Here is a 13,779-nt window from a genome sequence, read left to right as displayed (position 1 = left end):
CCGGACGTCCCCGATCGGCGGATCTCCGCGGTCGTCAAAACGGATCGCGCTCCACTTGTGCTAGCTTGAAGTGACTAACCGAAGCGTAGTCCGTTTACGGTGCTTCGCGAGCCGCCGCAGGAGGCAGAGTGAGCATGACTGAACCGACCGTCACCACGGCGGCGACCACGGGCCGGGCGGTCCGGTTCGAGGCGTTCGGCGGACCGGAGGCCTTGCGCGTCCACGAAGTGCCCGTTCCGCAGGCCGGCCCGGGGCAGCTCCGCGTGTGCGTCACCGCGGCCGGACTGAACCCGATGGACTGGTTCATGACCTCCGACGCGGAGACCGCCGCGCGGTTCGGATTGAGCCTGCCGTGCGGGTTCGGCACCGACTACGCCGGCGTGGTGGATCAGGTCGGGGACGGCGTGCGCGAGTTCGCGGCCGGCGACCGGGTGTTCGGTGGCGCCCTCTCCCGCGCGGTCGCCGACTACGTCGTGGTGGACGTGGCGGGGACCATCGCGGTGGGCGGCGAGGCGCACCGGACCCCGGACGGTCTCGACGATCGCACCGCCGCGACCCTGGCCATCGCGGGGCGGACGGCGGCCGCGGCGTTGGCCGTGGTCAAGCCGGGACCGGGCGACACGGTGCTCATCGGCGGCGCGGGCGGCGGGGTGGGCGTGTTCGCCGTCCAGCTCGCGCGGCTGGCGGGTGCCCGGGTGATCGGGACGGGGTCGGCGTCCTCGGCCGGTGCCCTGCGCGCGCTGGGGGCCGAGCCGGTTGCCTACGGCGACGGCCTGGTCGACCGGGTTCGTGCGCTCGCTCCCGGCGGAGTCACCGCGGCCCTGGATCTGCACGGGACGGACACGGTGCGGGCGGCACGCGCACTCGGCGTGCCGGACGAGCGCATCACCCTCATCGCCGGCCTGATGGACGGGATCACGTCGGCGAACGGCGCCAACGCGACCCGGGGTGAGGTGGCGGAGATCGCGGGCCTGGTCGCGGCGGGCCGGCTCCGGGTGCCGATCGCGGCGAGCTTTCCGGTCGAGCGGATCCGCGCCGCGGTGGAACTCCAGGCCGGGCGGCACGTGCACGGGAAGGTCGTCATCGAACTCCAGGGGGACGGTAGGACCCGGAGCCGCTGATCGCTCCCTGGCCGGGCCGCTGACGAAAACCTCCTGCCACGGCGCGACGACCGCGTGTCACAACTCGGGCCGCTGTCCGGTCTCAGCTGGCACACCCGTCGACCGAGGAGGTCTTTTCATGGCGCTGACCGTGCTGCAAGAGGTGGCTCCGCCGTTCGTGCCCGAGGGGGCGCACGCGATGACCATCGTCATCGAGTACCCGCCCGGTGATCCCGGCACCCCGCCGCACCGGCACCCCGGACCGGCCTTCGGCTATGTGCTGGAGGGCGAGATGGTGTTCGAGCTCGAAGGCGCGCCGCCGCGGGTGGTGCGGGCCGGGGAGGCCTTCTGGGAGCCCGGTGGGGATGTCATCCACTACCAGGACGGCAACAACCGCGACGATGTCCCCGTGCGGTTCACCGTCACCATGCTCTGCGAACCCGGCAAGCCGATGGTCGATCTCGTGAGCGAGGACGAACTGCGGGCCAAGGGCTGGTCGCGGACGTGACGGCCGGGGGCCCGTCCGCCGGGCGGGCCCCCGCTCACCTCCGGTGCCAGCCGCCCAGCTTGGCCGGGTTGAGCACGATCCAGAGCGCCGTGATCTCGCCTCCCGCCGTCTCGACGCCGACCACCGCTACCGCACGGGAAAACCGGCGCACCGCCAGCCCGGAGCGGCCGTTGACCGACTCGACCGCCAGCTCCGTGTCCGCTCGCCCGCCCAGCGTCGCGAGCACCAGCCGGGCGACCTCCTCCGCGCCGCGCACCGGCTTCTCCGGGCCGGGCACCAAGCCACCGCCGTCGCACGTGGCCACCGCGTCGGTGCCGAGGAGCGCCGCCAGTGCCCTGCCGTCCCGGCGTCGGCACGCCGCCGCGAACCGGCGCACTACCTCGTCATGCCGGTCGTGGGTCATGACCGGGTGGGCCGCCGGTCCGTGACCACCGCCCGGTTCTTCTCCGGGTTGACCAGCCACAGCACCTGCTCGATGCCTTCGGCCGACGCGCTGATCGTCAGCAGGCCGTAGACGTCGCCGTTCTGCCGCAGCACGGCGGCGGTCCGGCCGTTGATCCGGGCCCAGCGCACCGCGACGTCGTCCCAGAACCACGTGGAGATCGCCCGCAGGAACTTCACCACCCGGGCCGAGCCCACGATGGGCCTGCGGGCGACGCCCTTGCGCCCGTTGCCGTCGGACAGGACCGTCACGTCCGGGCTGAACAGCCGCTCCAGCGCCGCCATGTCGCCGGACCGGGCCGCCGCGACGAACGTCGTCAGCAGCTTCCGCTGCTCGGCCGCGGGCACCGGGGCGCGTCGCTCGCTCGCCAGGTGCTTGCGCGCCCGGCTGACCAGCTGCCGCACCGCGGGTTCGGTCGAGGACAGCACTTCGGCGATCTGCGCGTAGCCGTAGTCGAAGGCCTCCCGCAGCACGTAAGCCGCGCGCTCGCCGGGCGTCAGCTTCTCCATCAGCAGCAGGGCCGCGAACTCCAGCGCCTCGCCGCGTTCGGCGCCCAGGTACGGGTCCGCGCTCGTGTCGACCGGCTCGGGCAGCCACGGCCCGATGTAGGTCTCACGCCGGACGCGCGCCGACTGGAGGACGTTGATCGCCAGCCGGGTGGTCGTCGTCGCCAGGAACGCCGCCGGGGCGGCCACGGTGGACCGGTCGTACGCCTGCCACCGCAGCCACACCTCCTGCACCAGGTCCTCGGCCTCGGTGACGCTGCCGAGCATCCGGTACGCGATGCCGAACAGGCGCGGCCGCGCGCTCGTGAAGGCCGCCGCGGCCGCCTCGAGATCGTCCGCGCCGCCGGTCATTCGACCAGCTTGCCCGCGGTCGACACCTCGCGCATGAGCGCCGCGATCTCGTCCGGGATCGGCGGAAGGGCTTCGCGCACGACCTGCCCGGGCCCGGACCAGACGAGGTTCACCCGCGACGCCTCGTCGAGCTCGGGATAGTCCGCGCGGTTGTGGCAGCCCCGCGTCTCCCGGCGTTCGAGCGCCGATTCGAGCGTGGCCCGCGCGGCCAGCGCCGCGGCCTCGAGGTCGAACGCGTGCGCCAGGTCCTGGAACCCCGCCGTATCGGGATGCACGCCGACGTCGCGCATCCGTTCGGCCAGTTCGTCCAGTTCGGACAGACCGGCGCGCAGGCCCGCCTCGTCGCGGACCACGCCCGCGTGCTCGGTCATCGTGTTCCGCAAGGTGCGTTGCAGGGCGCGCACGTTCTCCGGGCCGTCGGCCGCCAGCAGCGCGTCGACTTCCGCCCGCGCTTCCGCCGTGGCCGACGGCGACCGCCGTTGCGCGGTCAGCTCGCGCGAATGACGGGCGGCCGCCTCGCCGACGATCCGGCCGTAGACCAGCAGCTCGATCAGCGAGTTCCCGCCGAGCCGGTTCGCGCCGTGCAGGCCGCTCGCCGCCTCGCCGAGGGCGTACAGGCCCTCGACGCCGGTGCCGTGGTCCTCCGGACGCACCCAGACGCCGCCCATCGAGTAGTGCGCGGTCGGCGCGATCTCGATCGGGTCCTGGGTGATGTCGAGCATCTGGAGCTCCAGCAGGGTCTGGTAGACCCTCGGCAGGCGCCGCATGATCGTCTCGCGGGGGAGGTGGGAGACGTCCAGCCACACGCCGCCGCCCGGCGTCCCGCGGCCCTGCTTGATCTCGGTGTACGCCGCCAGCGCCACTCTGTCGCGAGTGGACAGTTCCATCCGGTCCGCGTCGTACCGGGCCATGAACCGCTCGCCGAGCGCGTTGCGCAGCACGCCGCCTTCGCCGCGGGCCGCCTCCGAGACGAGCGTGCCCGCGGCGTTCTCCGGCGCGATGAGCCCCGAAGGGTGGAACTGGACGAGCTCGGCGTCCCGGATCCGGCCACCGGCCAGCACGGCGAGCCGGAAGGAGTCGCCGGTGTTCTCGTCGCGGCGCGACGAGGTGCGGCGCCAGATGCGGGTGTGCCCGCCGGCCGCGAGGATGACGGCGTCGGCGTGGATCACGTACCGCGTTCCGTCGCGCAGGTCGAACCCGTAGGCGCCGAAGACGACGTTGTCCCGCACGAGGATCCGCGTGACGTACACCGTGTCCAGCACCGGGATGTCGAGCTGCGCCGCCCGGTTCACCAGTGTGCGCTGGATCTCCAGGCCGGTGTAGTCCCCGGCGAACGCGGTCCGGCGGTAGGTGTGGGCGCCGAAGAACCGCTGGGAGATCTTGCCGTCGGCCTCGCGCGCGAACGGCATCCCGTAGCGCTCGAGGTCTTCGATGCCCCTGGCCGCGTTCTCGGTCACGATCCGCACGGTCTCGGGATCCGCCAGGAGGTAGCTCTCCTTGAGCGTGTCCGCCGCGTGCTGCTGCCAGGAGTCTTCCGGGTCCACTGTCGCGAGCGCCGCGTTGATGCCGCCCGCGGCGAGCGTGGTGTGCGCGTCCGCCTTCGGCCGCTTGCCGACCGCGAGCACGTCGACGCCGCGTTCGGCCAGTTCGATGGCGGCGCGCAGCCCGCCCCCGCCGGTTCCGATGACGAGGACGGACGTCGCGATCGTGCGTTCGCCGGCCATCGTCACTTCGCCGGCGGCGGGTTGAGGGGCAGCCAGTCGGCGAACCGGGTGCCGGCCAGCCGCGCGCCGGGACCCGGCAGGAGCGTGTCCTTCTCCAGCAGGGCACCGAAGTAGCGCGCACCCCGGTCGGTGACGACCTCGCGCGGGTCGCCGCGGAACGCCAGTCCCCGGCGGATCAGCTCGTCGAGGCCGAACCGCTCGGGCCCGGCCACCTCGACGACGCCGCCGACCGGTTCCCCGACGGCGGTGCGGCCGACGGCGGCGGCCACGTCTTCGGCCGCGATCGGCTGGATCAGGGCGTCGGACAGGCGCACGGTCGTGCCCTCGGTCGCCGCCTGGGCGATGCTCCCGACGAACTCGAAGAACTGCGTCGCGTGCACGATCGAGTACGGCCGTCCCGACTCCCTGACGAGCTGCTCCTGCGCGATCTTCGCGCGGAAGTACCCGCTCTCGGCGAGCCGCTCGGTGCCGACCACCGACAGCGCCACGTGGTGCCCCACGCCCGCCCGCTTTCCGGCGTCGAGAAGGTTTCCGGTGGAGGTGCGGAAGAAGTCCAGGACGGCGTCGTCGGCGAACGAGGGCGAGTTCGAGACGTCGACGACGACCTGCGCGCCGTCCAGCACCTCGGCCAGGCCTTCGCCGGTGAGGGTGTTGACCCCCGAATCGGGGGACGCGGGGACCGCGACGTGCCCGTGGTCACGCAGCTTGCCGACGAGCTTCGAGCCGATCAGCCCGCTGCCGCCGATCACGACGATCTTCATGCTGTGCCTTCCGTCTGCGTCCCGGCCCGTCCGGGAACGTCGGTCGGCAGTACAGACAGGACGGGCGCCCGGTTTGTGACAGCGCCGTGTCACAAGCGGCGGCGGTGCCTTGTCTCGACTGCCGACACCGGACCGACGAACCGAGGTAGGACCATGGCCACCATCGACACCGTGGACGATCTCCGCCGCCACCTGCAGTGGGCGATCGAGCTCGAGCACGCGACGATCCCCCCGTACCTGTGCGCGCTGTATTCGCTGGACGCGGCCCGCAACCCCGAGCCGGCGCAGGTGGTCGGCACCGTGCTCGCCGAGGAGATGCTGCACCTGGCGCTGGCCGCGAACCTGCTCAACGCCGTCGGCGGGGAGCCGAGGCTGGACACGCCGGAGCCCTGCCGCCGTACCCGCACCCGCTGCCGCACGGCGACCGGTCGGTGCACGTCCAGCTGGTCCCGTTCGGCCCGGAAGCCTTGGAGCTGTTCCTGCGCATCGAACAGCCCGCGTCGGCGGACGACCCGCCGGAGGGCGAGGAGTACCGGACGATCGGGCAGTTCTACGCGGCCATCGAGGCGGGCCTGCGCGCGCTGTGCGACAAGCTCGGCGAGGACGCGGTGTTCACCGGCGACCCGAAGCGGCAGGTCGGCGCGTTCCACCTGCGGGGCGGCGGCGGCGAGGTCATCGCGGTCCACGACCTGAAGACGGCGTCGGCGGCCCTGGCGGAGATCGTCGAGCAGGGCGAAGGCGCGGCCCGCACCGACGTGTGGGACGGGGACCGCGATGTGTTCCACCCCGAGCGCGAGGAAGTCGCGCACTACTACCGGTTCCAGGAGCTGCGGCTCGGCCGCCGTTACCGGACCGGCGACACGCCCGCCTCCGGCCCGACCGGCGAGGAGATCGAGGTCGACTTCGACGGCGTGCTGCCGATGCGGCCGAACCCGCGTACCGCCGACTACCCGGAGGGGAGCCCGGTGCGCGTGGCGCAGGAGGAGTTCAACCAGACGTACAGCCTTTTGCTGTACCAGCTGGAACAGGCGTTCACCGGCGAGCCGGGGCAGCTGAAGGACGCCGTCGGCACGATGTTCGGGCTGCGGAAGCAGGCGGTCGCGTTGATGAAGATGCCCAGTGGTGACGGGACGACGACCGCCGGGCCGACCTTCGAGTACGTGCCGCCGGAGCGGCGGAACTGATCAGCGAGACGGCGGCGGCCCGCCGTTCGGGGGTGCGCCCGCGGACGGCGTCGTCGTCGTGTCCACGCCGACGTTCAGCGTCACCGTGTACCCGCTCTTCACGTCTCCCGTCACCGTGGCCAGCTGCCGCGCCCCGCTGTCGTCGCCGAATACGTTGTCGCTGCTCAAACTCACCTTCTTCAGGTTCGGTTGCGACTGCTCGTACCCTGATTCCGCGTACACCGTCTCGCACACGTTCTGCGGCAGCGCCACCTGGGACGTCGCTATCGCCTTCGCCGAGTCCGTGATGCTCGCCTGGTCCGGGTACACCTCGAAGTGGATGTGCGGCCAGCGGCCGTCGTAGCAGGCGGGGAACACGCTCGTGAACCGGACTCGGCCCGAGGTGTCCGCCAGCTGGACGCCGCGCAGGTAGTTCTCGTTCTCGATTCCTTGCGAATACAGGGAATACTGGCCCGCGCGGTTGCAGTGCCACACGTACACCGCCACCCCGGCGAACGGGGAACCGCCCTTGGCCAGGTCCGCGATCACCAGCTCCAGCGTCATCGGGACGCCCTCGGCCGTGCCGCTGCCCGTGCCGAAGCTGGTGCGGAGGTCGCTGCGCACCACTCCGCTCTGCTCCAGCACGTCCGGGCCGTTCGACCCGTCGCCCGGGTACGGGCCCGCCGTCTCGTCCGGGATCTCGTTCGAAGTGGCCGAAGACGACGTCGAGGAAGTCGGCGAAGTTCCGCACGCCGTCAGGACGGCCCCTGCCGCGCCCAGGCCCAGGAACCGCAACGCCCGGCGGCGGTTCAACAACGTCTCGATGTCGAAGCCCAGACCCTGGTCCACGACCTCGTCGCGCGGCCGGGGCAGCGGGCGGCCTTCGTACGTCAGTTCAGGTTCGCTCATGACCCGAACTCTGCCGCGACAACGTGTGCGACCGCTGTGAGCGCGCTGTGGAAATGTCCCTTATGCACCCCTCACCAGGGCACCGGGCCTTCGTCGTCGAAGAAGCGGCCCGTCGGGGCGTCGTCGCCCACCGTCGCCCAGTGCACCGACGCGCGGGCCCCTTCGTCCGGCGTGCGCACCCCCTGGAAGTCGTTCAGGTCCGTCGCCACGTAGCCGGGTGTCACCGCGTTGACCTTGATGTGCGCCAGTTCCGGGTCGTCGAGGAACGCGTTGGCGTACTTGACCGTCAGCATGTTCACCGCGGCCTTCGTCGCCGAGTAGACGAACGAGTCGTGGGACCGCGCGAACATCGAGCCCGGCTCCGTCGCCTTGGCGAACACCGCCGAGTTGCTGGCCACGTTCACGATCCGGGCCGAGCGCGACGCGCGCAGCAGCGGCAGCATCGCGTGGATCACGCGGACCAGCCCGAACACGTTGGTCTCGAACTCCGGTCGCATGTCCTCGGCCGTCACCGTCACCGCCGGTTTGCGGATGAGCGTTCCGGCGTTGTTGACCAGCACGTCGAGGCGGCCGAAGTCCCGCTCGATCAGCGCGGCGGCCTCGCGCACGGACGCCTCGTCGGTGATGTCGATGCGCACTGGCCGGACCGTGAGGCCGTCCTGCGCCAGCTCTTTCGCCGCCTGCTCGCCCTTTTCGGTGTCCCGGGCGCCGAGCAGCACGGTGAGGCCGCGTTCGGCCAGCTGCCGGGCCGTGGCGAGGCCGACGCCCTTGTTGGCGCCGGTGACCAGCGCGATGGTTTCCGTCGGCATGGTGCTCCGTATGATGAGAAGTGAAAGTACCCCTACACTTTAACCGTAGGGTTCCTACGCTTGTCAATGTCGGAGGCGAGATGGTGCTGGAGCTGCCGAGCCGTCGGCCGAAGCGCGCCGACGCCCGGCGCAACTTCGACGCGCTGGTCGCCGCCGCGCGGGATGCCTTCGCCGACCAGGGGGCGCACGTCTCGCTGGAGGACGTCGCGCGCCGCGCCGGGGTGAGCATCGCGACGCTCTACCGGAACTTCCCCACGCGGGAGGACCTCGTCGCGGAGGTGCACCGCGACGAGGTCGAAGCCCTGTGCCGGGCGGCCGACGACGTCGCGGACCTCGAGCCGTGGGAAGCGTTCGCCGCCTGGCTCGAGCGCTTCGCCGAGTACATCGGCACCAAACAGGCCTTCTCCGAGGCGCTCAACCGCACCACCGAAGGGTTCCAGGCCTGCCGCCGGGCGATGCGCGAAGCGGGCGAGCCGCTGCTGCGCCGCGCGCAGGAGGCAGGCGCGGCCCGCCCCGAGGCGACGATCGACGACGTGCTGCGGCTGATCTCCGGGGTGTGCGCCGTCGAGTACGTCGACGAAGCCCAGCGTCGGCGGGTGTTCGGCTTCGCACTGGCCGGGCTCCGCGGGCGCTGAACCGCCCGCGGAGCGAAACGCCCGTCAGGCCGGGTTGTCCAGCGTTAACGCCGTGCAGCGGACTCCGCCGCCGCCCTTGCGCAACTCCTGCGTCTCCAGCTCCACCACCGTCAAGCCCGATGACCGCAAGTCCGCCGCCAGGCGCGGGGCGCCGCTCGTCATCGTCACCGTGCGGCCGTCGCTGATCAGGTTCAACGCGAACGCCGCCGCTTCCTCCGGTGCCACCTCGATCAGCTCCATGCCGAGGCCCCGCAGCGTGCGCAGGCTCGGGGCGTCCAGCGCCTCGGGGTTGTACGCCAGCACCGCGCCCGGGTGGACGACCGCCACCGCCAGGTCGAGGTCGTACCAGCGGGCACTGGTTGTGCGCAGGCCGACGACCTCGCAGTCCAGGTGCCGGGCCAGCGTGCGGAACGCCCGGGCGTCGGTGCGCTGGCCGTGCGCCGCCAGCAGGAGGTCGCCACACGCGAGCGCGTCTCCCTGGCCGCTGAACGCGTAACGCGTCTCCGCCACCTCGAAACCGTTGTCCCGCAACCACGTCCGGTGGTGCGGGGTCTCCGCGGCGCGCTCCGGCGGGAGCGTGGCGAGCACCGCGCGGTTCCCGCGGACGACGGCCGCGTTCGCGGTGTAGGTCATGTCGGGGCACGCCGGGTCCGCGTCGACGAACTCCACCTTGCGGCCCGCCGCGAGGTGCGCCTCGACGATCGCCTCGTGCTCGGCGATCGCGGCGTCGAGGTCGGGCTGGACGCCGACGTGCATGTACGGGTTGATCTCGTAGTCGATCCGGAAGTACTTCGGCGGGCACATCAGCAGCCTGCGGTGGGAAGCCGGGGCTTCACCGGCGCCGGACGGGTCCGCGAGGGAGACGGTGCTGGTCATGGTCACTCGATTCGTCGGAGCGGGCGGGACGGCGGGGCACCCGCGGCGGTGGGGGCGCCCGGCCGTGGACCGCGGCGAATCGAGCGGGCCCGCTCAGCCCAGGCCGCGCAGGCGGAACAGCTCGATCGTCATGAGGTAGTCCGGCCGCGAGCGGGCCGCGTCCAGGCGCTGGGCGACGTCGGTGGCCGACCGGACCGGGCGCAGCGCCGCGGACACCGCGCGCACCATTTTGCTGATCATCGGTTCTCCATTTCCTCTTTTCCCCGGCCGGATTCGCGGGCCGGGGGACATCAGGGTGCCGGGGCGCGCGGTCACGCGTCTGGCCAAATCCGGACAGCTTCGCCGCGGCGGCGGCAGCGAGGAGGGACACGGTGGCGGTTCCCGTCAGCGGTTCGCGTTCAGGAAGCCGATGACGACCGCGCCCCACCAGCACAGCTGCGACACCGCGGTGGCGAGGCCGCCGCGGATCAGCAGGCCCGCCGGCACCGGGCCCTCGACGCCCGACATCCGCTTGCCCAGCCCCATGACGTGCACGCCGTTGACGGTCAGGGCGGCCACGAGCCCGAGCTTCACGACGGTCGCGGGGGAGCCGAGGTCGGCCTCGAGCAGCGCGCCGCTCGCGACGAGCCCGGTCAACCCGGCCCACACCAGCAGGTGCAGCCGCGACGAACTGCGCACGGCTTCGGCGAACGTCGTGCGCCGGAACGCCCACAGCGCGAAGAACCAGTCGGCGACGAGCACCGCGCCGAGCCCCACGACGAGCGAGGCGAGGTGGGTGAACAACGCGATGTCGTGCCACAGCGGGCTCGGGCGCAGCCGGCTCGACAGCCAGAACGCGCCCAGGAGCAGCATGATCGAAGCAGCCATCGTGAGCAGCGCCGGGTAGGGTCGGAAATCGCTCGGCTTCGTCACCACGCGCGACGGCCGTTCGGGTTCCGGGATCCGTACGGGGGTGCCGTTGTCGAGCATGTCCTGTCCTTCCAGCGAAAACCGGGTTCTCCGCTGATTACAGGTGATCGCGCGGTTGGCTGGGACCCTTGTCCGGAAAGGACAATCAAAAACCCGCAGCCGGGGAGACGCGGAACCGCGAAAAACCGTTTGCGGGCAGCAAAAACGGGACGGTGGCGTCATTGCCGGAACCGTCCCGTCGAGAGCGTCAGGCGGACACGGGCCCGGCCATGGCCGAGAAGTCGTGTCCGCGGGGCTCGACGACGCCGAGCACGAAGTCGCGCACGGGCGGCGGCAGGCCGTGCCCGTCGAGGTACGGGTCGCCGTGGGTGAGCAGACCCGCGTCGGCGATTTCCTCGGCCAGCTCTTCCTGGTCCGCGGGCAGGCAGTCCAGCGCGCCGTCCGGGGAGCGGGCCAGCTCGGCCAGCAGCTCGCGCGCGGGCGGGCTCAACGTGCGGTAGGCGGACTCCAGCGACTGCCGCAGGGACAGGTCGCCGACGCACAGCCAGTCGACGGTGTTGCGGTTCAGGCGCCACTCCTCGACGACCCGCCGCAGCGTCAGCCGGGGCCGCGAAGCGATCTTGCGGACCGCGAGGTCGAGCGCGAGCGGTAGGTCGCCGCACAGCTCGGCGAGCCGGTCGCAGTCGTGGCCCGCGGTGGTGGCCAGCTGTGGCAGCGCCGCGGTGATCATCGCGATCGAATCGCCGCGCGACAACGGTGTCAGCTGCAACCGCTCGACGTCGCGCAGGCCCAGCAGGCGCTTGCGGCTGACGAGCAGGGTCGTGCTCGTGGTCGTCTCGCCGAGCAGGGGCCGCACCTGGTGTTCGTCTTGGACGTTGTCGAGCAGCACCAGGAGCCGTCGTTCGGCCAGGAGCGTGCGGTAGAGCCCGGCGCGGTGGTCGAGCGTGCCGGCGAGCTGGTCCTCGCCGACGCCGAGGGCGCGCAGGAAGCCGTCGAGGACGTCGGCGGCCTCGGGGGTCGGGCGGACCCCGCCGCCGTGGCGCAGGCCCCCGAGGTCGGCGTAGAGCTGCCCGTCGGTCATTTCCGCGGCGATGGCGTGGGCGTGGAACAACACGAGGTCGCTCTTGCCGACCCCGGCCGGTCCGCTGATCACCCGCGGCGTGTCGCCGGGGGCGCGCAGCCACGCCAGTTCGGTCAGCCGCCCGGTGAACCCCCGTGGCCGCGGCGGCAGCTGGTGCGGCGGTGCCCCACCTCGCCGCTGGAACAGCGACGGTCTTCGCGGGCGCCCTCCCGGCGGGGAGGGCTGCGCATAGCCGCTCGTGGCGGCGTGCCAGTGCCTTCGCCACGCCTCGTCGTCGCCCCCGCACGCGGCGACGAACGCCAGTGTCACCTGCAGGGACGGCATCCGGTTGCCGCTGGCGTCACTGGAGAGCACCGACGACGAGAACATGGCCGATCGGGCCATTTCCCGGTAGGTCGGGTTTCCGGCCCGCGCGCGCAGCTCACGCAATTCGCGCGCGAACTGGGTGGCGACGCCGCCGGAGCTGTTGACGGGTTTTTCCGGTCTGCCCATGGTTGACTCCCCTCACTCACTCAGCGTCGCTGATTCCGGCGGGTGCCTCTTCCGCTGCATGGCGGTCTCGTTGCCCCGTTCGGGTTGCATTTATGACGCATTGTCGATCAATTCAGGGTGCTTATTTACGGCACTGGAGTGAATCGTGGAAAAAGCTCGACCGGCCACGGGTGGGGCGGTCCGGCCGACGCGGGCTGAAGGGTCCTTTCCTCCCACGAGGTGCGAGGAAAGGACCCTTCAGCGCGTCAGACGAGAGCAACGTCCCCTTCAGCACGGCCGGCCGGCGGGCTGGGGCGGTCAGGCGGCGGGGCGGGGCCTGGGTGCGGTCATCCCGAGCAGCGCGCACAACGCCGCCACCAGGCCGAGCGCGCCGCAGAGCCACCAGACGCCGTTGCCCAGCGCGACCCACGCGGCGACGCCGAACAGCGGGCCGAGTGCCATGCCCAGGCCGAAAGTCGCCTGGTGGGCACTGATGTAGCGGGCTTTGACGGGCGCGGGGAACGTCGACGGGTAGGCGAACATCGTCGGCCCGTTGACCATGATCCCGAAGACGAACACCACCGTGCACACGACGAGCGCGACGGCCGAACCGCCGCTGAGCCCGAAGCCGGCGACGCCGAGGCCCATCAGCACCGTGCCCGCGGTGGCGGCGACGTGGCCCGGCCAGCGCGTGACGTAGGCGGTGATCTTCAGCTCGCACAGGATGAGCACGGCCGACGCGGTCACGAGCACGGCGCTGTAGAGCCAGGTCGGGTGGCCTTCGGCGCTGATCTTCAGCGGCAGCGCGACGGTGTACTGGACGTAGATGACCGACCCGATCAGCACCGAGGCCAGGAAGAACCAGAACCGCCCGTCCCGCACCAGGGTCGCGTACGCGCCGCGCGTGCGGCCCTCGGCCGGGGCTTCCCGCTCGACGCGGTGGTCGGGCAGCAGCCGGATCGCCAGCACCGCGTAGAGCAACGCGGTCGCCGCGTCGAACCACAGCAGGAGGTTCCAGTCGAGGAGGATCAGCCCGGCCGCGACCAGCGGGCTGAGCGCCGCGCCGAGGTTGAGGGCGATCCGCATCATCGAAAAGCCCATCACGCGGTCGCTGTCGGGCATCAGTTCGCTGAGCAGGACGGCCGCGGCGGGCCGGTAGCTCTGGGTCGCGAGCCCGGCGAGCAGCAGCGCGGCGGCCAGCGGGACGAGCATCCCGGGGCGGGCGAACAGCGGGACGACGGCGAGGACCGCGGCCGAGCCGAACATGGCCGTGACGATGGTGGCGCGCGGGCCGATGCGGTGCACCAGCTCCCCGCCCGCCAGGCCGCCGAGCACCGAGCCGACGCTGTAGGCGGCGATGGCGATCCCGGCCTGTCCGGCGGAGAACCCGCGGAAGACCAGGTACAGCACCATGAACGTCTGCACGAACGCGCCGAGCTGGTTGACGAGCACTCCGCCGAGCAGGGAGCGCACCGGCGTCGGCGTCCGGCGCAGCACGGCCAGTACGCCGGCGGGTTTTTCGGTGGTGGTCACG

General features: G+C 72.0%; 14 protein-coding genes and 1 pseudogene. 4 read left to right on the top strand and 11 right to left on the bottom strand.

The annotated features are described in order from the left end of the window. Positions 1–134: 134 nt before the first annotated feature. Entirely contained in the window at positions 135–1,121 is a 987-nt protein-coding gene (locus tag QP939_RS00835; protein ID WP_285454523.1) for an NADP-dependent oxidoreductase, read from the top strand. Positions 1,122–1,239: 118 nt separating this feature from the next. Next, positions 1,240–1,608 carry a cupin domain-containing protein gene (locus QP939_RS00830; RefSeq protein ID WP_285454521.1) on the top strand — a complete coding sequence of 123 codons (369 nt, stop codon included), beginning with the start codon at positions 1,240–1,242 and terminating at the stop codon, positions 1,606–1,608. A gap of 34 nt (positions 1,609–1,642) precedes the next feature. Here the strand turns inward: QP939_RS00830 and QP939_RS00825 are convergent, their stop codons facing one another. The 4 genes from QP939_RS00825 to QP939_RS00810 are packed head-to-tail and all read right to left on the bottom strand — an operon-like array spanning position 1,643 to position 5,392. Then, positions 1,643–2,011, bottom strand: coding sequence for a sigma-70 family RNA polymerase sigma factor family protein (locus QP939_RS00825; RefSeq protein WP_285454519.1), 369 nt, complete (start codon positions 2,009–2,011; stop codon positions 1,643–1,645). Beyond that, positions 2,008–2,907, bottom strand: a complete 900-nt coding sequence (locus QP939_RS00820) for an RNA polymerase sigma-70 factor (RefSeq protein ID WP_285454518.1) — start codon at positions 2,905–2,907, stop codon at positions 2,008–2,010. Before QP939_RS00820 ends, QP939_RS00825 begins: the two co-directional genes overlap by 4 nt. Then, positions 2,904–4,631 (bottom strand): L-aspartate oxidase, encoded by a 1,728-nt coding sequence (locus QP939_RS00815; protein ID WP_285454517.1) that lies wholly within the window; start codon positions 4,629–4,631, stop codon positions 2,904–2,906. Before QP939_RS00815 ends, QP939_RS00820 begins: the two co-directional genes overlap by 4 nt. A 2-nt stretch (positions 4,632–4,633) precedes the next feature. Continuing rightward, positions 4,634–5,392 (bottom strand): SDR family oxidoreductase, encoded by a 759-nt coding sequence (locus QP939_RS00810; protein WP_285454516.1) that lies wholly within the window; start codon positions 5,390–5,392, stop codon positions 4,634–4,636. Positions 5,393–5,545: 153 nt separating this feature from the next. Between QP939_RS00810 and QP939_RS00805 the strand changes: the two are divergent. Continuing rightward, positions 5,546–6,576, top strand: a pseudogene (locus QP939_RS00805) (ferritin-like domain-containing protein). On the opposite strand, the gene QP939_RS00800 reads toward QP939_RS00805, so the two are convergent. Both QP939_RS00800 and QP939_RS00795 read right to left on the bottom strand, forming a co-directional pair. Next, a complete protein-coding gene (locus QP939_RS00800) occupies positions 6,577–7,464 on the bottom strand; it encodes a dioxygenase family protein (protein WP_285454515.1) in 888 nt (295 codons plus the stop codon). It abuts the pseudogene before it with no gap. Positions 7,465–7,535: 71 nt separating this feature from the next. Beyond that, positions 7,536–8,273, bottom strand: a complete 738-nt coding sequence (locus QP939_RS00795) for an SDR family oxidoreductase (protein ID WP_285454514.1) — start codon at positions 8,271–8,273, stop codon at positions 7,536–7,538. 80 nt (positions 8,274–8,353) lie between these two features. On the opposite strand from QP939_RS00795, the gene QP939_RS00790 reads away from it, so the two are divergent. Continuing rightward, a complete protein-coding gene (locus tag QP939_RS00790) occupies positions 8,354–8,908 on the top strand; it encodes a TetR/AcrR family transcriptional regulator (protein ID WP_285454513.1) in 555 nt (184 codons plus the stop codon). 24 nt (positions 8,909–8,932) lie between these two features. Here QP939_RS00790 and QP939_RS00785 read toward each other — a convergent pair whose 3' ends face one another. The 5 genes from QP939_RS00785 to QP939_RS00765 all read right to left on the bottom strand — a co-directional run bounded on the left by QP939_RS00785 (position 8,933) and on the right by QP939_RS00765 (position 13,778). Then, complete coding sequence (locus QP939_RS00785) at positions 8,933–9,784, bottom strand: dimethylarginine dimethylaminohydrolase family protein (protein ID WP_285454512.1); 852 nt, start codon at positions 9,782–9,784, stop codon at positions 8,933–8,935. Positions 9,785–9,877: 93 nt separating this feature from the next. Continuing rightward, positions 9,878–10,024, bottom strand: coding sequence for a hypothetical protein (locus QP939_RS00780; protein ID WP_285454511.1), 147 nt, complete (start codon positions 10,022–10,024; stop codon positions 9,878–9,880). Positions 10,025–10,168: 144 nt separating this feature from the next. After that, entirely contained in the window at positions 10,169–10,753 is a 585-nt protein-coding gene (locus QP939_RS00775) for a hypothetical protein (RefSeq protein ID WP_285454510.1), read from the bottom strand. Between the two features lie 187 nt (positions 10,754–10,940). Then, the gene (locus tag QP939_RS00770) at positions 10,941–12,266 is read right to left on the bottom strand and encodes a helix-turn-helix domain-containing protein (RefSeq protein ID WP_285454509.1); all 1,326 of its coding nucleotides are present in this window, start codon (positions 12,264–12,266) and stop codon (positions 10,941–10,943) included. Positions 12,267–12,563: 297 nt separating this feature from the next. Then, the gene (locus QP939_RS00765; RefSeq protein WP_285454507.1) at positions 12,564–13,778 is read right to left on the bottom strand and encodes an MFS transporter; all 1,215 of its coding nucleotides are present in this window, start codon (positions 13,776–13,778) and stop codon (positions 12,564–12,566) included. Between the last annotated feature and the right edge of the window lies 1 nt (position 13,779).

The sequence above is a fragment of the Amycolatopsis nalaikhensis genome, from assembly GCF_030264295.1.
Lineage (GTDB): Bacteria > Actinomycetota > Actinomycetes > Mycobacteriales > Pseudonocardiaceae > Amycolatopsis > Amycolatopsis nalaikhensis.
This window is presented reverse-complemented; position numbering and strand designations above follow the sequence as displayed.